This window comes from Roseateles sp., assembly GCF_052436255.1.
In the GTDB taxonomy this organism is placed as follows: domain Bacteria; phylum Pseudomonadota; class Gammaproteobacteria; order Burkholderiales; family Burkholderiaceae_C; genus Pelomonas.
In genome coordinates, this window is the sequence record NZ_JBQVNP010000001.1 from 127,406 (window position 1) to 151,184 (window position 23,779).

Here is a 23,779-nt window from a genome sequence, read left to right on the forward strand (position 1 = left end):
TGACACCGTAGGCTCATGCCTACATGGTGCAAGACTTAGAGAACTCCGCCTGCCGATATTCCAAGCGCTCCAGGCGGGCGTTTCTGGCCGCACTGGTGATCGCCTGGGATGATCCACGTCGGTCTCAGTGGCGATGACCGTGATGGGCATCTGGGACATGGGCATGTCGGTGCCGCTTTGGCTCATGCGCATGTAGATGGCTGTGCGTCCCTGCCGGCATGGGATCGTGGAGATGGTCGTGGTGGTCATCGTCATGCCGGTGCGCGTGTTCGTGCTCCAGGGCTTCGTGTTCATGCTCATGCTCGTGCGACTCCATCAAGTGCAGCGCAACGCCGAGCAACATCAGCAATCCGCCAATGACCATCGCGCTCCCCGGGTAGCGATCTCCCAAAGCAAGCGCCAGCGCGGCGCCGATGAAAGGTGCAAAGGCAAAGACGGAGCCAGTGCGAGCGGCGCCGAACGCGCGCTGAGCCAGCAGGTAGAAACGCAGACTCAGTCCATAGCCGGTGGCGCCTACGGCCAGCAGACCCAGCGCAGCCAGGAGGCCCGGAGTTGGCTCGCTTGCCATGAAGGCCAGCGCTGTTGTCCCAAGGGCGCCAAAGATCGCCTTGATGAGCACCACTTGGCCGGGATCTCGGTCGGCTACTGCGCGTGAGAGCGTGTTGTCAAAGCCCCATGCCGCCGTGGCTACGAGCACCGCCAGCAGTCCCACCCATCGCCCGCCCGCGGAGAAGCCTTGGTCCAGGATCAGCAGCATGCCGCCGATCAGGAGCAGAAGCATCGCTACCCAGACGCGACGGTCCATAGTTTCTCCGTAGAGGCGCCAGGCCAGGACGGCAGTGAATAGAGCCTCCAACGTGAGCATGAGTGAGGCGCTGGCGCCGCTGGTGCGTTGCAGCCCCCATGCCAAGGCTACGGGACCGATGACAGCGCCAAACAGCGCCATCACCAGCAACCGTGGCAAGTCCGAGCGCAGCACTTCAGCTTCGACCTCTACCTTCTGGCGCAGCATCGCACCCACCAGGGCGGCCCCGACGTAGAGCAGGGCGGCCGTGGAGAACGGTCCCAATCCCTGACCTAGTTTCTGAACCAATGGGGTGCTGATGCCGAACAGCGTCGCGGCAAGTAGGGCAAGCGTCCCCCCGCGTATGGCGGGGAGAGAGGGAAGACGATGGCGCCCGGACATGAGGCTCATGATTTCATTTCACAGTGAAGCGCACGGTCACGGTCTTGCCCTCGACGTTGTTCAGCAAAGCGACGAGCTTGGCGCCCTTGGCGATCTTCACGCCGGTGGCACGCAGCTTGTTGCCGTCCGCAGCCTTGATGTCGACCTCGGACTTTTGCGCGCCGTTCAGCACGGTCAACTTGCCAGAGATGCCCTTGGACGGCATGTCGTCGTCATGGTCGACAAGGTAGATGGTCGCGCCGTCCGCCTCGACAACCAACTCGAAGTTGACGTCGTTCACTTCCTGCACGATGCCGCCATGCCGAGGCGCGGCGGAGCCATGTGCCATGGCGACGTTTGTGGTCAGCGCGCCGATGCCCAGTAGGGCGGCGATCAGCAGTTGCTTGGTTTTCATGAATAACTCCAGTCTCTGAGTGCGGCGCTCTTGGACAGGCGGCGCCGCATTGGCCCACTCAATGTTCAGAAAGCTTCCCGGGCCTGCGATGCAGGTTCGTCTTCGGCGGCTTCCAGTAGACGGTTCAGCGGCTTCTCGCCGACCAGCCAAAAGACGATAGGTGTCAGCACCGTGTCCAGCAGCGTGGAGCTGACGAGGCCACCGAAGATGACGACCGCCACCGGATGCAGGATCTCCTTGCCAGGCTCGTCGCCAGCCAGCAGCAGCGGTGTCAGCGCGAAGGCCGCCACCAACGCGGTCATCAGCACCGGCGTCAGCCGCTCCAGTGAGCCGCGCACGATCATGGGCTGGCCGAAGGTCTCACCCTCAAGGCGGCACAGGTTGATGTAGTGGCTGACCTTGAGGATGCCGTTGCGCGTGGCGATGCCGGCCAGCGTGATGAAGCCCACCATGGTGGCGACGGACAGCGTCACTCCTGCTATCCACATCGCCACGACGGCGCCGATCAGCGCCAGTGGGATGTTGGCCATGATGACCCCGGCCAACCGCGCCGAGCGGTAGCGCGTGTAGAGCACCAGGAACATCAACGCCAGCGAGATCAGCGACAAGCCCACGATGAGGTTGGTTGCCTGCTCCTGCGCCTGGAACTGCCCCTCCAGGCTGACAAACGCGCCCGCCGGCAGTGCCGCCTTGGCGATGACCTGGCGGATCTCGCCGATGACCTTGCCCATGTCGCGGCCGTCGGTGTTGGCATAGACGACGATGCGCCGGCGGCCGTTCTCGCGACCGATCTGGTTGGGCCCGTCCGCCTCTTCCACGGTCGCGATGCTGGACAGCGGCAGCCGCCCGGCCGGCGTGTCGATCAACGTGCGTGCAAGGTCCTGCGGGCCGCGCTGGTCGTCGGGCAGCCGCAGCACAAGCTCGTAGCGGCGCGGGCCATCGACGATCTGGGCACCATGTGCGCCGTCGGTCAACGCCTGCAGGATGCGCACGGCCTCGCCTGGCGAGAGCCCCGCCTGCGCGACCTTGCGCTGGTCCAGCCGCACGGCAATCTGCGGGATCAGCACCTGCTTCTCGACGGTCAGGTCCACGAGGCCCGGCACAGCGCTCAAGCCTGCACGCATCTGCTCGGCCAGCCCGCGCAGCGTGTCGGTGTCGTCGCCGTAGATCTTCACGGCGATCTGCGCGCGCACGCCGGACAGCAGGTGGTCCAGCCGGTGCGAGATGGGCTGTCCCACGGCAACCTGGGCCGGCAGTGAGGCGAGCTGTGCGCGGATCTTGGCCATCACCGCCTCACGCTCGACCGGCCGACCATCGCGTTTCAGGTCGACGTCGATCTCCGCCGAATGCACGCCTTCCGCATGCTCGTCCAGCTCGGCGCGGCCCGTGCGGCGGCCAACCTGGCTGACTTCGGGCACCTGCTGGATCAGCGTTTCCGCCAGCGCGCCCATGCGGTTCGCCTCGGCCAGCGACGTGCCCGGGTTGAACATCAACGACAGCACGAACGATCCCTCGTTGAAGGCTGGCAGGAAGGCGCGCGGGAAGAACGGGATGCTCGCTGCCGCACCAGCCACGGCAATCACAGCGGCGCCGATCAGCAGCTTGGCGCGCGGGAAGGACCAGGCTAGCAACCGGCCGTCCTGCCGCTTGAGCCAGGCTACCAACGGGCTGTCGCCGTGGTCCAGGCGCTTCATGCGCGGCAGCAGGTAGGCGCTCAGCACCGGTGTCACCGTCATCGACACCAGCATGGAAGCCAGGATGGACACGATGTAGGCGATGCCCAGCGGCGTGAACAGCCGCCCCTCGATGCCCGGCAGCGCGAACAGCGGCACGAACACGAGCACGACGATCAGCGTCGCGTAGACGATGCCGCTACGCACCTCCACGCTGGCGGCCCGCACGACTTCCAGTACGGTTTTCGGCTGCGCCAGCGCGCGGTTCTCCTTGAGTCGCCGCTGGATGTTCTCCACGTCCACGACCGCGTCGTCCACCAGCTCGCCTATGGCAATCGCCAGGCCGCCCAGCGTCATCACGTTGATGGACTGCCCCAGCCAGCGGAACACCAGTGCCGTCACCGCGAGCGACAGCGGGATGGCGATCAGCGAGATCAGCGTCGTGCGTGCCGACAACAGGAACGCGAACAGCACGATGGCCACCATGATGGCGCCGTCGCGCAGAGCGCCGGTTACGTTGTCGATCGAGGCCACGATGAAATCCGCTTGACGGAACAGCACGCGCGGCGCGCTGAGTCCCTTGGGCATGCCCGGCTTGAGTTCTTCCAGCGCTGTCTCGATCTGGCGCGTGAGCTGCACCGTGTCCGCCGAAGGCTGCTTCTGCACGCTGACGATGACCGCCGGCGCACCGCCGTACCCGGCGTCGCCCCGCTTCAGGCCAGGTGCGAAGCGCACGCTGGCCACCTGCTCCAGCAGGATGGCACGGCCGTCCTTCCACGCGACAGCAATGCCCTGCAGGTCTTCGATGCGGTTGGTGCGGCCCAGGTGCCGGATCAGATACTCGCGCCGGTTCATGTCGATGAAGCCGCCGCCCGCATTGTTGGCAAAGCCGCGCACGGCCTGCTCGATCTGCGTCAGCGACACGCCCACTTGCGCCATGCGCACCGTGTCGGGCTCGACGCGCAGTGTGCGCACCTCGCCGCCGATAGGAATCACCTGCGATACGCCGTTGATGGCCAGTAGCCGCGGTCGCAGCACGAAGTCAGCGTACTCGCGTGCCTGCATCGGGCTGGCTTGGCCGCTCAAGGGCAGCGCGATCAGCATCACCTCGCCCATGATGGACGAGACCGGCCCCATGACGGGCGTGATGTCGCCGGGCAGCTGTCCGCGCAGCTGCGCCAGCCGCTCGGCCACCTGCTGGCGGTTGCGGTAGACGTCGGTGCCCCAGTCGAACTCGGCGTAGACGATGGACAGGCCCACGCCCGACGTCGAGCGCACGCGCGTGATGCCCGGCATGCCGTTCAGCGCAGTCTCGATGGGGAAGCTGACCAGCTGCTCAACCTCCTCAGGCGCCATGCCGCCGGCTTCGGTGAGCACCGTCACCAGTGGCTTGTTCAGGTCGGGGAAGACATCCACAGGCGTTCGCCACGCCGTGAGGCCGCCGTAGACCATCAACAGCGCGGCGATGGCCAGCACGAAGAGTCGGTTGCGCAGGCTGGTTTGAACGATCCAATTGAACATAGCCGTCCTTTCAGCGGATCTGCGCGATCAGCGGCGCGCCCAGCACGACGACGCGGTTGTCCGTCGCGAGGCCTCTGGTGACGAGCACGGTCTTCGCGTCCAGCGGCTTCACCTGCACGGGCTGCGGGGTGTAGCGCTCGGCGCCGGTCTTGATCCACACCACCGTCTCGTTGACGGGGCTACGCACGACTGCTTCTGCCGGTAGAGCTATGCCCTTGGCCTTGTCACGAAGCGCCACGATGACGTTGACTGTCTGGCCCACCGCGAGCGGTGCCGCCTGGCCAGGCTTGTCGGCCTGGGCGCGGAAAGTCAGCGGCAGCACGCCATCGCGTAGCGCGCGTGGCACGCCGGCAAGCTGCAGCTTCACACCGTCCTGCCCGGCCAAAGATGCGTTGCCGATGCGCTCGCCCAGCGTCACGTCGGCTGTCTGCGCTTCCACCATCAGACGGCTCGGGTCGATGATGTCGACGAGCACATCGCGGGCATCGACGATCTGGCCGGCGGCGAGATCCGAGCGCGCAATGACACCGGACACCGGCGCGCGCAGCGGCTCACGCGACTGGATGCTGGCCGCAATGCTGCGCTCGCGCGCGGAGAGCGATTCGACGTCCACGCGCGCAGCCTCGATCTCCTTGCGCGGCACGGTGCCTTCCAGTCCTTTGAGGCGCTGGAGGCGCTGCTCGGCCAGTTGCCGACTGGCGCGCAGTTCGGCGCGCTGGGCTTCCTGACCTGCTTGCGCGAAGGGTTCGGACTGATAGCGCAGCCAAGCCAGGATCTCACCCTGGCGCACGGCTTGGCCGGGCACCGGCAAGCCCTTGGGGCCAGGCTCGATGCGGCCGACGTAGCTGGCCTGCACGCGTCCACTGGCGTTGGGATCCTGAACCACTCGGCCGGGCAGCTGCAAGGTGGCGGCGGCCTCGGTCTCCGATGCCACCAGCGTGCGGATGCCCATGCGACGCTGGGCAATCTTCGGCACGTTGACGCTGCCGTCCGGAAGTCGCGCCAGACCTGATGCATTGACGGGCGCCGCCTGGTCGAGATGCTCCCCATTTGGGCCATGAGCGCCGGGAGCGGACCAGCTCGACAATGAGGCCAGCACTAGGCCGATGCAAAGAAGGGTGCGCTTCATGCTTGGCCTCCGTTCCTCATCGAGAAGCCACGGCGGCGGCGCAGGGCGATGGTTACCGCCAGCGCGGCCGTGATTACGCCAACACCAATCCACAGCTTGCGCGAGCCGCTCATGTGCTCATGGCCATGGTCATCGGTCTGACCATGGTCATGGCCGTGCGACGCATCGGCTGCGGCCTGCGCTTGCGTCGCCGTGACCTTCAACGTCGCGTCCAGCAGGTCCGAATCGTCGCCGGCGATGACCGTGATGACGATGGCATGGTCGCCAGGCTTGCTGAGCAACTTCAACATGGCCTCGTCGGCCACGGCGTAGTCGCCAAGGTCGGCATGGAAAGGTGCCTTGGCCTTCAGGCCGCCGGATTCGATCTCGACCTGCGCGTTCAGCACCGGCTCGTTGGTGGCGAATCGGTCGATCAGCATCGAGAGCTCGCCGCCGCCCAGTGTTGCGACGAGTTCGAACTGCTCGGTCTTGGCTTCGATCCGGGGACGGCTGCTGCCAGCGCTGGCGGTGGTAGTCGGGCCGTCGAGATGCTCGCCATTGGGGCCGTGCGCACCAGGCGCCGCGACCGCGCCCAGGCTGAGCGTGGCTGCCAGCACGGCGAAGAAGAGCGCGCGCGGCAAGAAGTGAGAAGTCATGGGAGAAGTCCTTGAGCTTGTTGGAGTCGCGCCTGGGCCAGGCGCAGTTGGGCTTGTTGGCGTTCGTTGGCAGCCTCGGCCTGCGCGGCGGCATTCAGCGCGCGCAGCAGCTCGGGCAGCGGCGACTCACCGGCCTTGAATGACTTGTCGACGTGGCCTGCACGCTCTCGCAGCAGCGCGGCGCGCTGGGCTTCGAGTTGGCCCTGTGCCTCGGCCGCCCGAAGCTGGCTGCGGGCCAGCTCCAGCTCGGCCGTCAGCCGGTCTCGCATTCGCTGCTGCTGAACCAACGCCACGTCCACCTCGGTCAGGGCCGCCGCGATGCGCGGCTGCGCGTACGTGGCGGTGCCAAACGGCATACGCAACGCCACGCCGACGCTGCTTTGCGCTGGGTTGCCCTGGCCGGGGCGATCCTGGCGCAGGCTGACTCCCAGCTCGGGCGCATCGCTGCGTTGGACCTGGACAGCGGCCAGTTTGCGCTGTGCGCGTTCGACGGCACGAACAGCAAGCTGCAGCTCTGGATGGGCGTCGTTGAGCTCGAAGGCTGCCGGTTTGGAGGACTCAGCCTGCGCGGCCAGGGCCAAGCCAGTCAGCAGCTGCCACTGGGCCAGCTGGCCGCGCAGTCGCTGCGCAGCCTCAGCTTCCTGGGCTTTGCTCGCCAGCCATTCGGCCCGGGCGGCCATGGCGTCGGCCGGAGCGAGGTCGCCAGCCTTCACGCGCCGATCGACGTCGTCGGTCAACTCAGCCAGCAACTGGTTTTGCAGCACGGTGAGGCGCTGCTCTGACTCTGCGGCAGCAAGCTGACCAAGGGCCTCGCGCACCTGGCCCGCCACCAGAAGACGTGCCGCCTGCTCGGCGGCGGCGCTCCAGTCGAGTTCAGCCTGAGCAGCCTGTCCGGCTGTCGCCCGAGCACCGTAGCGCCAAAGCGGCAATGCGATACCGATCTCAGTCTCGCGCAAGCCGTTGGCGGCGTTGCCGCGCCCTTGGCGCTGAGCCAGTTGAAGCGCTGGAGGGGCGGCTAACCAGCTGCCGGCTACGGCCTGCTCGGCTCGGGCCTGCCGCTGCCGGCCGTGTGATTGGGCGGCCTCGGCTGAACGCTGCCAGGCAGCCTCTACGGCCTGTGCCAGGCTGGGACGCGTTGCGGCCAGGGTTGCAGTTGGGATAGGGGTGGGGGGCTGAGCCTGAGCGGCACAGCCGAGCGCGCTGACGGCCAAGGCGCCGCCAGCGAGCCATGGAACAAACCATGGATGGGGTTTCACGAGAGTCCTGATGCGAAGGGCGGACCGGCCATGGAGGCAGGCCAACGCCGTGGCGACAGACAGCCGCGCGTCAACGCGCGCGGGTCACGGCGGAATCAGGACAAGTCTCTGGGTGGCCGTTCAGGGCCGGCCAGGATTGGCGGGGGAGGGGGCGTTGCCGTGGCAAGCACGGGCATCTCAGGTGGCAACGGCGGCAAGCTCAGATCCACATGGGTCATCAAGACGGGCGCATGAACAGCGCCGTCGCCGGCAATATGCTGTGCAGAAGCTACCGACTGATCCTCGTGCGGGCCATCACCATCGCCATGATCATCGTGATGGTGGGCCTGGCCCTCAAGGTGCATCACCGCGTGATCCTGCTCGGCGCCATCAGACGCGAGCAAAGCAGCAGCCGTGCTGGCAAGTGCATTCAGGCACATGCAAAGCATCAGGAAGAAGGTGATAACACCACGGCGCATGGTTTTTACTTTACCGCAGCCCTTGTAGACCTTGATTGGAGGAGGACTTCCGTACGGGCAGAGGAGTCAAAAAACGTCCAAAGTTTCACTTGCGGGCATCATCGAGATTCACCTAACGCGGCAACGATATTCGAGCGCGCAGGCCGCCTTCCCGACGGTTGGACAGCCCCAAAGTCCCTCCATGCAGTTGCACACATGACAAGGCGATGGCCAGTCCCAGTCCGAAGCTGTGTGAGACGCCGTCATCCCCGCGTACGTAGGGCTCGAACACTCGAGCCAAGCGGTCCTCGGGGATGCCTGGGCCGTCATCGTCAATGTCGATCAACACATTCTCCGGGTCTGACTCGTGCAGGCTTAATCTGACCGTCTGCGCATGGCGCAGCGCGTTGTCAATGAGATTGCCGATCGCCCGACGAAGGGCCAGCGATCGTCCGCGCCAGATGATGGGTGAGGGGGGCGCGTGCATCTCCAGTACCCGCCCGGTTTGCTGGCGCTCGCGGACGACAGCGGAACACAGTGTCACGAGATCCACGTCATCGCTCGACTCGACTTGATGTTCGTCGCGAGCGAAGCGCAGGGTTTCGTCGACCATCTCCTGCAGCTCGGCCAACGAGCGCGTCATGCCGGCTCTCACTGTGGCGTCGTCAACCATTGAGACGCGCAGACGCAAGGCTGTCAGCGGTGCGCGAAGGTCGTGACTTATCGACGCAAGGAGGCGAGTTCGCTCGTCGACGTATCGGATCAGCCGGGTCTGCAACTCATTGAAGCTGGCACTCAGATCACGCAGCTCGGTCGGACCGTCCAAAGGAAGTGCCGAAGGGCGTTCGCCGCGGCCGAAGCGTTGCATGGTGTCTGCAAGGCTGCGCCAGGGGCGTAGCAGGCGCTGCAGGGCTATCACCATCAGGGCGCCTGTCAACAGCGCACTGGTCAACAGCGAGGCTGCGATCAGGAGTGCGTCGCCCGGCTGCGCGACCGGTCCCAGTCTGGCGTTGAGCCAGCGCCCGTCGGGCAAATCCACTGCTACCGCCAGCCCGGATTCGGATTGCCCGGGCCACCACGCTGGAATCCAGCTGTGGAGCCCCTGTTCCAGTCCGTCCAAGGGGCCCAGATGGACGCGAGGCAGTGCCTCGGGACGAAGCCGCGTGCGCAATGCCTGGGCAAAGGTGGCCTCGTTGGCATTCATGGGCTTCGCGTCGACCTCTGGCGCGGAAGTCACTCGGAAAACCGCTTCCGAAGACTGAGCAGCGCCCAGCAATACGGCGATTCGTTCCGGATTGGCGATCTCCGCCATGCGATAGACGGCAACCAGGCGATCCAACGCTTGATCGCGAGCGACCGGGTGCAGGCCGCCATAGGCATACCACCACAGCGCCAGCACGAGAACATTCGCGAGCGTAAGGGCCGAACCCAGCACCAGCAACAACTGGGTGCGCAATCGCAAAGGGCGGCGTAGCTTAGACAACGTCCTCAGACCGCGAGTGGCACTTCCGCCAGCGCCTGTTTGCTCACAGTTGCCGTCAACTGATAGCCGTCGCCCCAGGCTGTCCGCAGCAGTGCGGGGCGGCGCGGGTCAGCCTCGATCTTGCGGCGCAACCGGCTGACCTGGCTGTCAATGCTGCGGTCGAAGACTTCGGCGCCTTCGCTGCACAGGTCCAGAAGCCGTTGGCGGGCCAGCACCTCGCCCGGACGCTGCAACAGCACGGCGAGCAGCCGGGATTCGGCGGCGCTGAGCGCGAGTCGGCGCCCGTCATCGTGGCTCAGGCTGCGGTCGGAGGGGTCGAAGCACCATTCAGCAAAGCGATAGACCCAGGCCGCTGTGGCCTGCGTCGCTCGGCCACAGCGGCGCAAAACGTTGCGGATGCGCGCATTCAGCTCGTCAGGCTCGAAGGGCTTGATCAGATAGTCGTCCGCTCCAGTCTCCAACCCGGCGACGCGGTGTGCCGGAGCAGCCAACGCAGACAACAGGATGACCGGACGCCCTCCGGCCTGCAACTCGCGACACAGAGCGAGACCACTACCGTCGGGCAGCATGACGTCAAGCACGATCAGGTCGAAGTCATCGTCTTGCAGTGCATTGCGCGCGGTGGCCAGGTCGGATGCGGCGCGCACTGCAAACCCGCGACGTGTCAGGAAGGCCTCCAGCGCGTCGCGGATTTCGGGGTGGTCATCAATGACCAGTAGCCGGCCAGCGCTTGCCATAACTTGACAAAGTTTCAGAAAACGTAATGCGTACGATTCTCATTTGAACATACTGTTACTGGAGTTCTTCCGATGGCCCCGCTGCGCCGGACCCGTGGATCGGTGTCCGCTTCCTTTCGTCTTCAACCCGCTGCCCAGGCCGTCGCCTGCCTGACTCTGGCCGCGCTGTCGGCCCCCGTGGCGGCCCAGACCGCGGCCCAGGCCACCTCTGCAGAGAACGTGCTGGCGCCGGTTGTCGTGTCTGCCTCTCGCATCGCGCAGAAGATCACCGAGGCACCGGCGAGCATCAGCGTTGTCAGTCGTGAAGAACTCTCGACGCGCCCCTACCTGACCCTGCTGGACGCGCTGCGCGACATGGAAGGCGTGGATGTGGGTGAGACCCGTGACAAGGCCGGCGCCGGCACCATCAGCATCCGCGGCATGGGCGCCGACTACACGCTGGTGCTCATCGACGGCCGTCGGCAGAGCAACGTCGGCGACATCTACCCGAACAATTTCGGTGGCAGCCAGTTCAGCCACCTGCCGCCGCTGGAGGCGATCGAACGAATCGAGGTCATCCGCGGCCCGATGTCCACGCTGTATGGCTCGGACGCCATCGGCGGCGTCATCAACGTCATCACGCGCAAAGTCGGCACGAAGTGGCTGGGCTCGCTGTCGGTCAGCACGACCAAGCAGACCAACGATGCGTTCGGGGACGACAGTACCGCCGATTTCTACGCTACCGGACCGCTGGTGTCGGGCCTGCTGGGTCTTGCGGTTCGTGGCAGCTACTACGACCGGGAAGCATCCAATCCCGAGTACGCAGCTTTGCCGCTGCCGGACGGCACGATGTGGACCCGCCCGCTGGGATTTGGTGGCGGCGGCCGCACTGTAGAGAACGTCGCCAAATCTGGTGGCGCTCGCCTGGCGCTCACGCCTGCGGCCGGTCACGAGGTCCTGCTGGACTACGACGTGTCCCGTCAGAGCTATGACAACAGCGAGGCCCAGCTGGGAACGCGTGATGGCGTGGACTCGCTCTGGCGCACTGGCAACAAGGCCACGTTGAGCTACGCGAACCCGTTCTATCGCTCCACCTATACGGGAACGGCGTCCAACCTCTCGACCTGGAACCCGCAGACCCTGACGCGAGCCGTCGTGGCCAACCCCGGCTTCGACCCGTCCCGCGCCGTCACATCGAGCAATGCGCCCTTCCGCAACGTCCTGGTCGCCCAGCCTCGCGTGGGCTACACCGAGCAGCAACGCTTCACCCGTGAGCAGGTGTCGCTGAGCCACATCGGCCGCTTCGATCGTTTCAACACGGAAGTAATCCTCAGTCATGTGCAGACTGCCAACCTCGGCCGGTCGCAACCGCTGACCGTGGAGGAGCGCGCCGAGCTGCTTGCCTACATGAAGACGCAGGGCCAGGTGACCGGTGGGGAGCTCACGGGGGGCATCACCACCGGCGTGCCCAACGCGGCCCAGTCCGCTTGGCTGAACGCCAACCTGCTGCCTCGCGAGCGGCGCACGATGGAAGTTCGCCAAACCTCGCTGGACGGCAAGGTGGACTTCGAACTGGGCTCGCAGCACTACGTGGTGCTGGGTGCGCAGATCCTCGACGCGAAGATGGAAGACAGCGTGTTCGGCATGGTCGGCGGCGGCTATCAGACCGGCGTCATCCAGCCCCACAAGCAGTGGGCACTTTTCGCCGAGGACAACTGGGCGATCAGCAAGCAGTTCACGCTGACGGCAGGCATCCGCTACGACAACCACAACGTGTTCGGCAGCCGCACCAGCCCGCGCGTGTACGGTGTCTGGAACGCGGCTCCGAACTGGACCGTGAAGGGCGGCATCAGCACCGGCTACAAGACCCCAAAGACGAGCGACCTCTACCCCGGCGTCACGGGCTTTGGCGGCCAGGGTGTCAGCCCCATGGTGGGCACGCCCGGTCTGCGGCCGGAAACCAGCGTCAACGGCGAGCTGGCGGTTTACTACGAGACGGCCGCGTTGGCATTCAACGCCACGGTGTTCACGAACCGGTTCCGCAACAAGATCGCCACGGCAGAGAACGTCCCCAACTGCGAACTCGTCACTGCCGGCCAGGCTTGCGTGGACCTGGGCGTGGGCTGGGCCGACCTGGGCTACACGGGCTTCAGCCAGAAGCGCAACATCGACCGCGCCGAGGCGCGTGGCATCGAGTTGGCCGGCCGCGTGCAGCTGCCCTGGCGCCTGAGCCTGCGCGGCAACTACACGTTCACGGATTCGGAGCAGAAGTCGGGCGTCGATGTTGGCCTGCCCATTACCGGCAACCCGGCCAAGCACATGCTGAACACCAGTCTGAGCTGGAAAACCACCGACGCGCTGAGCACCACACTGCAGATGGAGGCTCGCTCCAATCGCTTCAACAGCCGCAACGCGACAACCGGTGATGTCAGCTACTACAAGAACTATCAGGTGCTGCACCTGGCCGCCAGCTACAAGTTCAGCCCGATGCTGACGATCAACGCTCGCGTCAACAACCTGCTGGATCGGGACTTCACGTCCAGCCAGTGCTCGCTGGCTGCGACGCAGGACCAGTACAGCTGTGTGGACGACTACCTGACCAAGGACAAGGCACGCAGCTTCTGGATCGGCATGAACCTGCGGTTCTGAGCGGTGCGAGACGTTGCAGCCTGACGGACTGACATGCGCTGCCGCCGCGCCGGCATTGCCGACGGTGGCGTGGCGTCGTTGATCACCGGAGGGCTGCGTTCTCGACGAGCGAGGCTTTGGACGCCGTGCAGGCGTCTAGCGAAGATCTGCTTGACTCTGGAGCTGCTACAGGGTTTTCAATACACCCTGTCGCCGCAACCAATCACGACAGATTCGCCATGACCCAGTTCTCCAAACGCATTGCACCTCACGTCGATCAAGAGCTCGCCGAGGCGCGACGCCTTGAGTCGACGGGTCAAACAGACGCCAGCTTCATCCACCTCGAACGCGCACACGTGCTCGGCCAAGCCTCGACCTTCCACCATGTACGGGTGCATGTCCAGATGCTTGGCTGGGCAGCTCGTCACCGTGTCTGGAAAGAGATTCGAGGCCAGGTTCTTCGAATCATTGGAGCTGCGACCAAGACCGTGTTCGGCTGGGTGCCGACCGGCAACACCGGTGGCGCCAACGTCAGTCCATTCAAGCCACTGCCGGTGCCAGCCGAGCTCGCGCGAACGATCGCGGATGCGAAGCGCGGCTAACGGGATGATCGAGAAGTCGTCCCGATGGATCTTTATGCCTGGAGTCGCTCGTGATTGAGGCCGTGCCTACGGATAAGACCAGACGGGGTTGGGCACCCTTGTTCGCCGCCTGGCTGGTCGCGCTGATCTCCTCGCTGGCAGTGCTCTTCGTCGGTGAGATCATGGGTCAGGCGCCGTGCAACCTGTGCTGGTTCCAGCGTGCCTTCATGTTCCCGCTGGCCATCGTGCTAGGTCTGGCCGCGCTTCGTACCGATACCGAGGTTTGGCGCTATGGGTTGCTGCTGGCCGTCGGGGGAATGCTGGTGGCGGGCTTTCACAGCCTGCTGTACCTCGGCGTGATTCCTGAACGCATCGCGCCTTGCAGCAAAGCGCTGTCCTGCACCAGTGCGGACATGACCATCCTCGGGGGCTTGCCGCTACCCATCATGGCGCTGACGGCCTTTGGCGCCATTGCCGCGCTTCTTCTGATGACCCGCAACAGGACCTCTGCATGACCCGACGTACCACGATCGTCATCGCTACTGCGTTCATCGCCTTGGCGGCCTTCGCCGCGGCCGTGTTCCTCTATCAGCGCCACGATCGCCAACAAGCGACGGAGCGGGCCGTCAGGCAGTTCGATGTCATGGTGCGGGAGCACTCGCCCGTCATGGGGCCTGCCACCGCCCCGGTCACCATCGTCGAGTTCTTCGACCCGGCTTGCGAGGCCTGTCGCGCCTTCTATCCCTACGTCAAACAGATCCTGGCTGACTATCCGCGTGATGCGCGGCTCGTGATTCGGTACGTACCGTTCCACGAGGCGCCATCAGTTGCGGGGGTCCAGATCCTAGAAGCGGCGCGTCGACAGAATCGTTTCGAGCCTGTCATGGATGCCCTGATGCAGTCCCAACCCGTCTGGGCCAGCCACCATGCTCCTGCCACCGAGAAGGCTTGGGACTTCGCGCGAGCCGCCGGTCTGGATCTGGAGCAAGCCCGCGCCTACGTCGCGACGGGCGCGGTCAACAAGGTTCTGGAGCAGGATTTCGAAGATCTAAAGGCTGTGGGAGTTCGTGGCACGCCCACCTTCTTTGTCAACGGAAAGCCTTTGCTGGAAGCTGATCCCCGCGTGCTGCGGGACATGGTGAAGAACGAGGCCGCGCGATCCCGACAAACGCCCTGAGTCTTAGCAGTGAAGTGGGCTTGTCTGTGCAATCACCGATCCCGCCACGGGGCGGGAAGCATGGGCCTCAGCTCCGCTTGGCGTTTATGGAACTCTTCCATCAGCTCTGCAGCAAGCGCGGGATGCTCAATCCACGCGGTGGTTGGCCGGTCGAAGAACGCTTCCGCGATCCAAGGCACGCCAGCGGCCAGGACCAGACATCCAATCAAGAGCGTGCCCAGGCCATCCAGCCGGGCGCTGACGGCCTCATTGATCTGTTGGGAGGCCAGACCGAGGATGGACTGGCCAGGGGTCAAGAAGGCGTCGACGATTGCCAGGACCACCGTCGCGAAGGACAGCGTGGCCAGGGCCAGCTCCGCGCGCCTCGAGGACTCCATCTGAGCTTCCTTCTGCTCCACCTGCGAGAGCCAGAAGCTGTCTTGGTCACGAAGGGCACGGTCGCGGACAACTCGCAAGAGCACGCTGGAGCCTGACACCCGACTTTCCCGTGGCTGTTCCCGGGGTGCCAGATAGACCTCACTCTGACCGAAGAAGCCAAAAACGGCGTTGAAGAACGCGTTCTCGAGCGCCTTCAAGAGCTCTAACCCCTTGCGCAAAACCGGCTCGACGATCGCCCTTGCTATCGGAGCCGCGATAGCCATGGCGACAACGTACGCGATGACGGCGCACAAGCCAAGTCCAAGGGGGGCCTTGGAAAGCAAGGACCAATCCGTCGTGACGACGTTCGTGCCGCGTGCAATCCGCAGACCGATGTCCAGGGCGAGGAACGCTGGCAAGACGTGCAGCGCGAATGTGAAGTTGGAGAGTCGCTCGATCGCTTCGCCGGCTTTTCTCACAACATCAACCGCTCCGCCAGTCTTTTCTGATTCAGCCATCTGTGACCTCCTGGGTAGTGAAGTCGTGAAGTTAGCTCATCCCAGAGTTCAGTGTTGAGTGATGCACTTGCCGAGGCCGCCGCCCTCCTGATGGGCTGCTGTGAGGGTGCTGGAGCGTGACCGGTGTAGCAGCGGGCAGCCGGGCTCACAGGCGCAGGTCGGGTGCCTGGCTGGATGGGCGAACGCGCAGGGAATGCCGCGGCGTTCATGACTTCCGGCGCATGGCGCGTTCCTAGCGGACAGGCACCAGCGCCGCGGCGGGCGCGTCGTCAAAGCCTCATCGGGTCGTGAGGGCGAAGCGCCATGCAGATGAAGATTGCAGCGCATCTCTCAGCGCCTGTGCGTCTGCGGGGAAAGCGAGATCCAGCTCCGGCGAATATAGAGAGCAGTTCAGCTCGATCATCAAGATCAGCCAGCAGTTGAGGAACGAGTCGGCGTCTGACCGTGCGTCAATCCGTGCGGACAACTCGCCGGACCCGTCCGCATCGACCACCAAGTCGATACGGTTTCCGCTCTCCGAGCCGTAGACCGACCAGCCGGGCAACATCTGCCACGGCGGGTCGAAACTTTCGGCGAGCACGGTCTGGGCGCGCCGACACACCAGTGGCGGCAGTGTCCGCTCGCCAGCATTGAACACGGCTGCTACGTCGAACTGCCAAGTCGCCATGTGCGTCGCTCCGGCCGGCATCCAAGCCAGCGATGGGGCAAATCTACTGGATGTCGGTGAATCGGCATGACGTCGCGCGCGCCGAAAAAGAAAGCCCCGGCTCAGGGCCGGGGCTGAACCGCCATCGTTGTCACGACTGGCGCCTGCTCAGCAACCGTCTTGGCGGTCAAGCGTTTGCAGCACCCACGTCGTCCGCTTTACAGGGCCTGGTGCACGTCAATCCTGATCGCACCACCTGGTGCTGTTCACCGCATTTCTGTCATCGCTGCGTGGAACAGTGCCCTGTGTCAGTGGCCGGTTTTGGTGTCTCCCGACGTTCACCAGGCGATCGACCACTGCCTCTGTTCGAAGCTCGACCGAATGTCGGTTCTTTCTGCCGGCGAACTCACGCATCCGGCCCGTTGCTGCCGGTCGGCCTTTTGGAGAACTGTGTCAGCCGGCGCAGCAGGACAGCTGCGTCACGTCCTTGGTGAAGGTCTGCGCCGCGAGCTTCAGGCCCTCGACCATCGTGAGGTACGGGAACAGCTGGTTCGCCAGGTCGTGCACGGTCATGCGGGCACGGATGGCGATGGCCGCCGACTGAATCAATTCGCCGGCTTCAGCCGTCACCGCCTGCACGCCGAGCAGCCGGCCCGAGCCCGTCTCCGCCACCAGCTTGATGAAGCCTCGCGAGTCGAAGTTAACGAGCGCGCGCGGCACGTTGTCCAGCGTCAGTGTTCGGCTGTCCGTCTCGATGCCCGCTCGATGGGCTTCTGCTTCGGTGTAGCCGACAGTGGCGACCTGCGGGTCGGTGAACACGACGGCAGGCACCGTGCCGAGATCGAGCGCCGCATCGCCGCCGGTCATGTTGACGGCCGCTCTCGTTCCGGCCGCCGCGGCGACATACACGAACTGCGGCTGATCGGTGCAGTCTCCGGCCGCAAAGATGGCCGGCGCGCTCGTGCGCATGCGATCGTCAATCACGATGGCCCCCTGTTCGTCCACCGCCACGCCGGCGGCTTCGAGGTTCAGCGCCCGGGTGTTTGGCGTACGGCCTGTGGCCACCAGCAACTGATCGGCGCGGAGTTCGCCGTGATTCGACGTCAACACGAATTGGCCGTCTGCATAGGCGACGTGGCTCGCCTGCGTCTGCTCCAGCACCTCGATGCCTTCATCGCGGAACGCGGAGGCAACCGCCTCGCCGATGGCCGGGTCTTCACGGAAGAAGAGCTTGTTGCGCGCCAGGATGGTGACCCGGCTGCCCAGCCGCGCAAAGGCCTGCGCAAGTTCCACGGCCACCACCGAAGAGCCGATCACGGCCAGGCGCGGAGGAATTGAATCACTTGCCAGGGCCTCTGTGGACGTCCAATACGGCGTGTCCTCCAGTCCGGGGATCGGGGGTAGTGCGGCGCTGGCGCCGACAGCCACCAGGCAGCGGTCGAAAGGCACTTCTTCTTGGCCGCCATCGCGCAGCGATACCGACAAAGTGCGGCCATCCTTGAAGCGTGCCGTGCCGTGCATCACGGTGATGGCCGGCGTGCCGGCCAGGATGCTTTCGTACTTGCCGTGGCGTAGTTCGTCCACACGGGCTTGCTGCTGCGCGAGCAGGCGATCGCGCAGCACGGTGGGCCTAACAGCCGACACGCCGGCGTCGAACGGGCTTTCGCGGCGCATGTGCGCAACGTGCGCGGCGCGGATCATGATTTTGGAGGGCACGCAACCCACGTTGACGCAGGTGCCGCCGATCGTGCCTCGCTCGATCAGCGTGACGCGGGCACCACCCTCGACGGCCTTGAGTGCGGCCGCCATCGCGGCGCCACCACTGCCAACAACCGCGACGTGCAGCGGGCTGCCAGCCGCGGGCCGTGCCGAGCCACCGAGCCATTCACGTGCCTTGCCGAGCAGGCCGGTCGGCGGCGCAGCGGGTGCGTCGTTGGTGTGCTTGGCGCGGTAACCTGCCGCCGCCACCGCGGCCGTCAATGCGGCGAGCGATGTGCCCGCGTCGACCTTGAGGCTGGCCATGCGGTCCGGATAGGACACCGACACCGAGCGCACGCCGGGCACCTTTTGGAGCGCGTCCTCGACATGAACGGCGCACGATGCGCAAGTCATGCCTTCGATTTGCAACTGGGTCATACAAGGTCTCTTTCGGAGGGAGAGAAGGGGTCACTCATTGCTTCTGCGGTAGATCGCAGCCGACCGGGCCGCACCTGAGATTCGCCGGCCAGACCAAATCCCAGATCGAGACGCCGACCATGACGGCCAAGCCCGTGTACAGCAGTCGCGCGGTCCACCAGTGGCCGAAGAACGGATACATCGCTGCGAGCACGATGGCTGGTCCCACCATGCCAAGCGCACTGCGATGCCACTGCCGGTGGCTGAACCAGCCCAGGCCGTTGGCCACGAGTGCTACTGCCGCGAACAGCGGTAGCAAGGTGGTCAGGAACAGTCCCTCGTACTCGGTAAGAAAACCAAGCCCGAGCGCCGCTCCCAAGCTCGCGATGGCCGGAAAGCAGGCCGCGCAGCCCATCGCCGAGACGATGCTGCCCAGCGCACCGGCCTTGTCGGCGATACGCGTCACCAGTCCCATGATCGGACGGTCCTACTACTTGGCGGTCGACGGATAGCCCGCGTCGGCAGTGGCCTTGGTCAGCGCCTGGACGTTGGTCTTGGCGTCGTCGAACGACACCACGGCCTGCTTTTTTTCGAAGCTGACTTCGGTCTTGGTCACGCCTTGGACCTTGCTCAGGGCCTGCTTGACCGTCAACGGGCAGGCGGAACAGGTCATGCCTGGGACTGACAAGGTGACGGTCTGCGTGGCGGCCCATGCGGGTGCGGCCATGGCGACGACGAAGAGGGAGGCGAGCAGTTTCTTCATGAGAACTCCGATCAGTAGAAGAATGGGACGACGTAGGGAAAGCCGAGCGCGACCAACACCAGCACGGCGACGGCCCAGAAGAGAAACTTGTAGGAAGCGCGCACCTGAGGAATCGCGCAGACCTCGCCAGGTTTGCAGTCTTGCACCGGGCGAAAGATGCGGCGGTGAGCGAAGAACAACGCCACCAGCGCCGCACCGATGAAGATCGGCCGGTACGGCTCCAGTGCAGTCAGGTTGCCGACCCAGGCGCCGCTGACACCCAATGCCACAAGAACAAGAGGCCCAAGACAACAAGTCGAGGCGAGCAATGCGGCCAAGCCACCTGCAACCAGGGCGCCGCGACCACTTTGGGGTTCCGACATATTGCTGTTCCTTTCCAAGTCTTTTCGAACAGCGTAACCTTACTTCCGTAGTTCAGTACGGAGTCAAGGGGTATGGACAAAGCGGTCGAAAACTTCACCATCGGCGCCTTCGCCGAGGCAGCCGGCGTCAACGTGGAGACGATCCGGTTCTACCAGCGCAAGGGGCTGCTACCCGAACCGGACAAGCCCCAAGGCAGCGTTCGGCGCTACGGGGAGGGCGACGTGGCGCGAGTCCGTTTCATCAAGTCGGCACAGCGCCTGGGTTTCAGCCTGGACGAGGTGGCCGGGCTGCTCAGGCTGGACGACGGCACGCACTGCGATGAAGCGCGCGACCTCGCCGAACACAAGCTCGCCGACGTACGCTCGAAGCTGGCCGATCTGCGACGCATTGAGCACGTGTTGGCTGCTTTGGTCCAGGACTGCTGCGCGAGTCACGGCAACGTCTCCTGCCCGCTGATTGGTGCGCTGCGGGCGCCCTGACGCTACACATGTTGGGAGATAGCCCCTTCACTCGGCGGTGGCATGAGGAAGCGGGCGTCCGGCCAGCAGATGGATCAATGACTGGTCTCGGCGCCTTCTGTCATTGACTTGCCAAAACCGTAGGGCTGGAGCCAGCCTGTAGCAGCCGCTCTTGGTCGATTTGCTCACGTATCGTGCAGCATGGGATTCCAGCGGGAGCCATACTTGGCCATGGAGTTGAGCGTCGCGAGCAGCTTACGCATGGACGCCACGAGCGCAACCTTCTTGGCCTTGCCTTTCGCGAGCAGGCGCTCATAGAAGGCTCGAAACACGCTGCAGAACCGTACCGCGACCAGTGTCGCCATGTAGAGGGTGCGTCGTACATCGTGGCGACCGCCCCAAATGGATCGCTGGCCGCGCATCAAGCCCGAGTCGCGGTTCATTGGCGCTACACCCACCAGCGCAGCAATCCGGCGCCGGCTGATCTTGCCGAGCTCCGGCAAGTCGGCGATTAGCACCGCAACGCTGGTCTGGCCAACGCCCGGAACAGTGCTGAGGGCCAGCGCTAGCTCTGAATGATGCTTCTGCAGGTGGGCCGCTATGGCGGCCTGGTTGTCTGCCAGCTCTTGCGCCAGGAAAGCCAGAACGCGTTCCACGCTCGCAATTGACGCAGCATGAGCCTGCCGGCGGCGCAGCTTCTCCGCCGTCTGCATGTCAACCAGTTGTCGGCGCCGCTGCACCAGCGCCTGCAAGCTCAGCCGCGCATCGTCAGCCAGTGGCTTGACGAATCGGTCGCGCTCTGGATGCTGATGAAGAACGCGAGCGAATGACGCCAGCAGCCGAGCATCCAGGGCATCTGTCTTTGCCATTAGCCCCATCGCCCGAGCGAAGTCGCGAGCAGCTCGGGGATTGACCACCGCGACGGCCAAACCTTGCGACTGCAACGCAGACGCTGCCGAGAACTCATAACCACCTGTGGCCTCTAGGACGACGAGTGCAGGGCAGAGTTCAGCAACGCGCCTTCCAAGCTCTGCGATGCCGGCCTCGTCATTGCCCACCTGCCAAGTCTCGGTCCGCCCCAAGCACGCTACTTCCAGCGTCGCGCTCGCGACGTCAATTCCCACAAAAACGGATTCGGACATGTCCTCTCGTTCCCTTCCTTGCATATGCGAACTCTGAGTTCCAACAACCGTTCGGGTTGAGGAGAAGACGGCCGGGCCCAGGCGCCCGGCGCTGAGCAACGGGCTTCAATGTGCGGCCCCAGGGAGGATCGAGCTACCTGGGCCAGTCCGAGCCGGAAAGATACAAGGGAGGAAAAGCAGGAGGCCGAAGCCCGCAGGCAATGTAGCGCACCTGACGTTGAGATTGGCCGTCACGGAGCTGCTTTCCCGTCGCCCTGGCAGGTCGGAGGCAGCATGGCGCTGCGAAGTTGATCGACATACGTGTCCAACGGGGGCAGACCCGCTTGCCTACGTCGCGCCGCAACCTTACCCAGGTCGTCGATAGGAAGGAGTTCCACATGGCATGGACCCTTCTGCTCTGCCTGCGTTCCATAGCGCTGCGGCTTTCCCATGCCTATCGCCACACGGTCCTCTAGATATGCCAGATGGGCTCCGGGTGCGCTCCCTTCGAAGACGCCTCGCTTCAGCAAGTCGATGGCAAACAACTGAAAGGGGCGGTCCTGGTCTGCATGCTGGACCAGTAGCCAGACAAGGACCTCGACTTCCTCGCCATGCGTTCTGATGCTCGGCCAGCCGCACCGTTGCAGCCATGGGCGAAGCTGTGCCGTGTTCTGACGGTCCACCAACATGACTCGGTCGGCTGCCTTCTCAGCTTGAGGTGACTTGGGATCAACATCCATGGGATACATGGCTCGGACTGCTTCGCCGACATCCTTCATGGCTCGCAGACTTGCAAGCGGCCAGCATGAGGCCGGCTGCGCGGGCGTAGTTGCTTGAGCCGCAAGAGCTGAAAGAGCTGAAAGCGCAAGAAAGCCGGCCAGGGCCGTTCGAAGTTCAGCCACGTAGTGCCTCCTTGGAGGTTTCGACTTGGTACGGACGGCGGCGCTCATCTGCCACGATTTGACCACCGTCGATAAGAACGACCCGGTCTGCCAGCGCAGTCGTGTCGGGGCGATGCGCGACAACGATGCGAGTGATCAAGCTTTGCGATTGCCTCATTCACGCGAGCCTCGTTCTGAACGTCAAGGTGGCTGGCCGAGGTTCGGCAAGAATGCGCTGCGTTCCTTCTCGATGGAAATCTCATGGCAACCAAGCTGCAAACGCTCCTGAACCAGATCTCGAAACTGCAGTCGCAAGCAGACAGCTTGCGCTTGAAGGAGAAGGCCGGGGTCGTGGCGCGAATCAAGGAAGCAATTGCCCATTACGGCATCACGCCAGATGAGTTGTTTGGTGCGACACACGTGAAGCGCGGCCGTGCTGCGGCGAAAGTGGTTGCGCCCGTAAACAAGGCGCACACGCCTGCTGCGCCAGCGAAGAAGGTGCGCAAGGCCAAGGTCGCCAGCGTGGCCAAGTACACCGACGATACGGGTCGCACGTGGTCGGGTGTGGGCAAGCGGCCGAACTGGTTCAAGGATGCACTCGCGGCGGGCAAGACCGCCGAGGACCTGCTGATCGCCAAGTGACCTGATCGACAGCATCGCCCGTCCGTAGGGTGAAAGCGGGTCGCTGATCCAGGGGGTGGTTCAATGCGCGCACCATGAACTCTCTCCTGTCCTCGTGCGCGGATTTTCCAGTCGGCTCCAGCTTCTCGCGAGCCTGATCGTTGCGTTGCCGGCCTGGGCGATTGCGTTTGCCTCCTCGTTCGAAGCAACTGGGCTGCCGACATCGTTCGCGCGATGCCCGCAGTTTTTCCTGGGGCAGAAGCCGCCTGCGATGCCGGCGCGGGCGCAGCTTCGAGAGCTCTGCTTTGATGGCTTCGCCGTGTTGCACAGTGGTGCGACCAGGACGCCCATCTACGCGGCCCAGCGTTTGAACAAGCAGGCCCTCGGCGGCATCAAGCGACAGCGGTCGGATCGGTTTTTTGCCGATGGTCGCCTGCCGCGATCTGAGCGCGAAGAGCTCGACGACTACAAGCGGTCCGGCTACTCGCGTGGGCACATGGCGGCATCAGGCGACATGGCGACGGAAGATGCCATGGCCCAGTCGTTCTCGCTGGCCAATATGGTCCCGCAGTCGATCCGGCACAACTCCGGCGCCTGGTCGAAGATCGAGCAGGACACGCGCAAGTACGTCCAACGCGCCAAGGGGGATGTCTACGTGGTGACCGGCGCCGTCTTTGGGGGAGCTGCTGAGCGGGTCGGCCCCAATGGGGTAGGTGTTCCCAGTCACCTCTTCAAACTGGTCCACGACGCGCGTACTGGGCAGACCTGGGTCCACTGGCAGGCCAACCGCGACGATGAGCGGCCGTCCAGGCCGATCACCTACGAGGAACTTGTGCGGCGTACGTCCGTGGAATGGCTGCCGATGCGCAACCGAGTGGCCCGGCCGTCCTTACGGACTGCAGCTTTCACCGCCTCCTGCCCGTGCAAGGGCGAACCAAGAACTGGGCTTGTGGCGGGGGAGTCCAGCGAGGCCATTGACCTCGCTGGCCTAGGGGAGGCTCAGACTTCGAGGTCCGGTCCGCCCCAGGTACTCACCTTCTATTGATCCGGCTGCGCGGCACCAGTACCAAGACAGCGATTGCATTCGTCGACCTGGATTTCTCCGTCTCCGTAGCACCTA

The 23,779-nt window shown here is 64.6% G+C and carries 24 protein-coding genes; 7 read left to right on the plus strand and 17 right to left on the minus strand.

Annotated elements, in window-relative coordinates:
* Positions 1 to 124: 124 nt before the first annotated feature.
* The 9 genes from ACT6S0_RS00460 to ACT6S0_RS00500 all read right to left on the minus strand — a co-directional run bounded on the left by ACT6S0_RS00460 (position 125) and on the right by ACT6S0_RS00500 (position 10,451).
* Positions 125 to 1,195, minus strand: coding sequence for a DMT family transporter (locus ACT6S0_RS00460; RefSeq protein WP_404667409.1), 1,071 nt, complete (start codon positions 1,193 to 1,195; stop codon positions 125 to 127).
* 4 nt (positions 1,196 to 1,199) lie between these two features.
* Entirely contained in the window at positions 1,200 to 1,580 is a 381-nt protein-coding gene (locus tag ACT6S0_RS00465; RefSeq protein WP_310333198.1) for a hypothetical protein, read from the minus strand.
* Positions 1,581 to 1,645: 65 nt separating this feature from the next.
* On the minus strand, positions 1,646 to 4,774 hold the full coding sequence (locus ACT6S0_RS00470; protein ID WP_310333199.1) for an efflux RND transporter permease subunit: 3,129 nt from the start codon (positions 4,772 to 4,774) through the stop codon (positions 1,646 to 1,648).
* Between the two features lie 10 nt (positions 4,775 to 4,784).
* On the minus strand, positions 4,785 to 5,903 hold the full coding sequence (locus ACT6S0_RS00475; RefSeq protein WP_310333200.1) for an efflux RND transporter periplasmic adaptor subunit: 1,119 nt from the start codon (positions 5,901 to 5,903) through the stop codon (positions 4,785 to 4,787).
* Positions 5,900 to 6,538 (minus strand): hypothetical protein, encoded by a 639-nt coding sequence (locus ACT6S0_RS00480; RefSeq protein WP_310333201.1) that lies wholly within the window; start codon positions 6,536 to 6,538, stop codon positions 5,900 to 5,902. Before ACT6S0_RS00480 ends, ACT6S0_RS00475 begins: the two co-directional genes overlap by 4 nt.
* Positions 6,535 to 7,494, minus strand: a complete 960-nt coding sequence (locus ACT6S0_RS00485; protein WP_310333202.1) for a TolC family protein — start codon at positions 7,492 to 7,494, stop codon at positions 6,535 to 6,537. Before ACT6S0_RS00485 ends, ACT6S0_RS00480 begins: the two co-directional genes overlap by 4 nt.
* A 395-nt stretch (positions 7,495 to 7,889) precedes the next feature.
* A complete protein-coding gene (locus ACT6S0_RS00490) occupies positions 7,890 to 8,252 on the minus strand; it encodes a hypothetical protein (protein ID WP_310333203.1) in 363 nt (120 codons plus the stop codon).
* Positions 8,253 to 8,364: 112 nt separating this feature from the next.
* A complete protein-coding gene (locus tag ACT6S0_RS00495; RefSeq protein ID WP_310333204.1) occupies positions 8,365 to 9,687 on the minus strand; it encodes an ATP-binding protein in 1,323 nt (440 codons plus the stop codon).
* Positions 9,688 to 9,719: 32 nt separating this feature from the next.
* Positions 9,720 to 10,451, minus strand: coding sequence for a response regulator transcription factor (locus tag ACT6S0_RS00500; protein WP_310333205.1), 732 nt, complete (start codon positions 10,449 to 10,451; stop codon positions 9,720 to 9,722).
* Positions 10,452 to 10,523: 72 nt separating this feature from the next.
* On the opposite strand from ACT6S0_RS00500, the gene ACT6S0_RS00505 reads away from it, so the two are divergent.
* The 4 genes from ACT6S0_RS00505 to ACT6S0_RS00520 all read left to right on the plus strand — a co-directional run bounded on the left by ACT6S0_RS00505 (position 10,524) and on the right by ACT6S0_RS00520 (position 14,816).
* Positions 10,524 to 13,079: a TonB-dependent receptor domain-containing protein gene (locus ACT6S0_RS00505; RefSeq protein ID WP_310333206.1), complete on the plus strand. Its 2,556-nt coding sequence runs from the start codon at positions 10,524 to 10,526 to the stop codon at positions 13,077 to 13,079.
* Positions 13,080 to 13,297: 218 nt separating this feature from the next.
* On the plus strand, positions 13,298 to 13,660 hold the full coding sequence (locus ACT6S0_RS00510) for a DUF3703 domain-containing protein (protein WP_310333207.1): 363 nt from the start codon (positions 13,298 to 13,300) through the stop codon (positions 13,658 to 13,660).
* 98 nt (positions 13,661 to 13,758) lie between these two features.
* Positions 13,759 to 14,154: a disulfide bond formation protein B gene (locus tag ACT6S0_RS00515; RefSeq protein ID WP_310333208.1), complete on the plus strand. Its 396-nt coding sequence runs from the start codon at positions 13,759 to 13,761 to the stop codon at positions 14,152 to 14,154.
* A complete protein-coding gene (locus ACT6S0_RS00520) occupies positions 14,151 to 14,816 on the plus strand; it encodes a DsbA family protein (RefSeq protein ID WP_310333209.1) in 666 nt (221 codons plus the stop codon). The genes ACT6S0_RS00515 and ACT6S0_RS00520 overlap by 4 nt, the downstream gene beginning before the upstream one ends.
* 32 nt (positions 14,817 to 14,848) lie before the next feature.
* Here ACT6S0_RS00520 and ACT6S0_RS00525 read toward each other — a convergent pair whose 3' ends face one another.
* The 6 genes from ACT6S0_RS00525 to merT all read right to left on the minus strand — a co-directional run bounded on the left by ACT6S0_RS00525 (position 14,849) and on the right by merT (position 19,577).
* Positions 14,849 to 15,691: a hypothetical protein gene (locus ACT6S0_RS00525; protein WP_310333210.1), complete on the minus strand. Its 843-nt coding sequence runs from the start codon at positions 15,689 to 15,691 to the stop codon at positions 14,849 to 14,851.
* Between the two features lie 277 nt (positions 15,692 to 15,968).
* Entirely contained in the window at positions 15,969 to 16,358 is a 390-nt protein-coding gene (locus ACT6S0_RS00530; RefSeq protein WP_310333211.1) for a hypothetical protein, read from the minus strand.
* A 432-nt stretch (positions 16,359 to 16,790) separates the two neighbouring features.
* On the minus strand, positions 16,791 to 18,473 hold the full coding sequence (gene merA / locus ACT6S0_RS00535) for a mercury(II) reductase (protein ID WP_444761964.1): 1,683 nt from the start codon (positions 18,471 to 18,473) through the stop codon (positions 16,791 to 16,793).
* Between the two features lie 34 nt (positions 18,474 to 18,507).
* The gene (gene merC / locus ACT6S0_RS00540) at positions 18,508 to 18,927 is read right to left on the minus strand and encodes an organomercurial transporter MerC (protein ID WP_444761965.1); all 420 of its coding nucleotides are present in this window, start codon (positions 18,925 to 18,927) and stop codon (positions 18,508 to 18,510) included.
* A gap of 15 nt (positions 18,928 to 18,942) precedes the next feature.
* On the minus strand, positions 18,943 to 19,215 hold the full coding sequence (gene merP, locus ACT6S0_RS00545) for a mercury resistance system periplasmic binding protein MerP (RefSeq protein ID WP_444761966.1): 273 nt from the start codon (positions 19,213 to 19,215) through the stop codon (positions 18,943 to 18,945).
* A gap of 11 nt (positions 19,216 to 19,226) precedes the next feature.
* Positions 19,227 to 19,577 carry a mercuric ion transporter MerT gene (merT, locus tag ACT6S0_RS00550; protein WP_444761967.1) on the minus strand — a complete coding sequence of 117 codons (351 nt, stop codon included), beginning with the start codon at positions 19,575 to 19,577 and terminating at the stop codon, positions 19,227 to 19,229.
* Between the two features lie 72 nt (positions 19,578 to 19,649).
* On the opposite strand from merT, the gene merR reads away from it, so the two are divergent.
* The gene (gene merR, locus ACT6S0_RS00555; protein WP_444761968.1) at positions 19,650 to 20,057 is read left to right on the plus strand and encodes an Hg(II)-responsive transcriptional regulator; all 408 of its coding nucleotides are present in this window, start codon (positions 19,650 to 19,652) and stop codon (positions 20,055 to 20,057) included.
* A 164-nt stretch (positions 20,058 to 20,221) separates the two neighbouring features.
* On the opposite strand, the gene ACT6S0_RS00560 is transcribed toward merR, so the two are convergent.
* Both ACT6S0_RS00560 and ACT6S0_RS00565 read right to left on the minus strand, forming a co-directional pair.
* Complete coding sequence (locus ACT6S0_RS00560; protein ID WP_444761969.1) at positions 20,222 to 21,178, minus strand: IS110 family transposase; 957 nt, start codon at positions 21,176 to 21,178, stop codon at positions 20,222 to 20,224.
* A 230-nt stretch (positions 21,179 to 21,408) separates the two neighbouring features.
* Positions 21,409 to 22,059 (minus strand): DUF6624 domain-containing protein, encoded by a 651-nt coding sequence (locus ACT6S0_RS00565; protein WP_444761970.1) that lies wholly within the window; start codon positions 22,057 to 22,059, stop codon positions 21,409 to 21,411.
* 240 nt (positions 22,060 to 22,299) lie between these two features.
* Between ACT6S0_RS00565 and ACT6S0_RS00570 the strand changes: the two genes are divergently transcribed.
* Positions 22,300 to 22,680, plus strand: a complete 381-nt coding sequence (locus ACT6S0_RS00570; protein WP_310333274.1) for an H-NS histone family protein — start codon at positions 22,300 to 22,302, stop codon at positions 22,678 to 22,680.
* A 94-nt stretch (positions 22,681 to 22,774) separates the two neighbouring features.
* Positions 22,775 to 23,704 (plus strand): DNA/RNA non-specific endonuclease, encoded by a 930-nt coding sequence (locus ACT6S0_RS00575; protein WP_310333276.1) that lies wholly within the window; start codon positions 22,775 to 22,777, stop codon positions 23,702 to 23,704.
* Positions 23,705 to 23,779: the final 75 nt, after the last annotated feature.